Annotated in this window: 1 pseudogene; it reads right to left on the reverse strand. The window is 54.3% G+C overall.

Features of this window, described 5'->3' with window-relative positions:
* Positions 1–547, reverse strand: a pseudogene (locus H3T84_RS11965) (RHS repeat protein); the annotation flags it as partial.

The raw sequence follows: 547 nt of genomic DNA on the forward strand, positions 1-547 counted from the left end.
AGCTGATTAAAGCGGATCAGGTTCTGATTGCTTTCTTCTTCACCGCGTCTTCTGTCCAGCAGGTTGGCCGCAGCATCGTATTGCAATGTTTCCCAGTACGCTTCGTTGCGGCAGCTTTCGATGCGGCCGGTCACGTCGTAGCGGTAATCACTTTGTCCCTGTCGGTTGTGTTTTTTGCTTACCAGCCGGTCCAGATTGTCGTAGCTGTAGCTGCGGTCTAATATGATATCCGGCAGGATACCCGCTCCCGGTCGTTTGGTCTGTTTTTCGGTCAGGCGGCTGGTGCGGTCGTATTGAAAACTGGTATTCATTCTGCCCTGGCTGCGCAGGGTTTCCCGGTGCAGCAGGTCGCGCTCGATGTCGCTGATAATCTGGCCGTCCAGGTTAATCTGGTGCAGATGGCCGGAACCATAATACAGTTTGTTGATGGTACGTCCGTCTGGCAGGGTGGTGGCGATGCGATTGCCCAGTTTGTCATACTGATGCTGCAGAACACCCTGTGCAGTGGTTTCGCCCAGCAGGTTGCCCATTATGTCGTAGCTGAAGC

Origin of the sequence: Snodgrassella sp. M0110 (assembly GCF_016101465.1) — a bacterium.
In the GTDB taxonomy this organism is placed as follows: domain Bacteria; phylum Pseudomonadota; class Gammaproteobacteria; order Burkholderiales; family Neisseriaceae; genus Snodgrassella; species Snodgrassella alvi.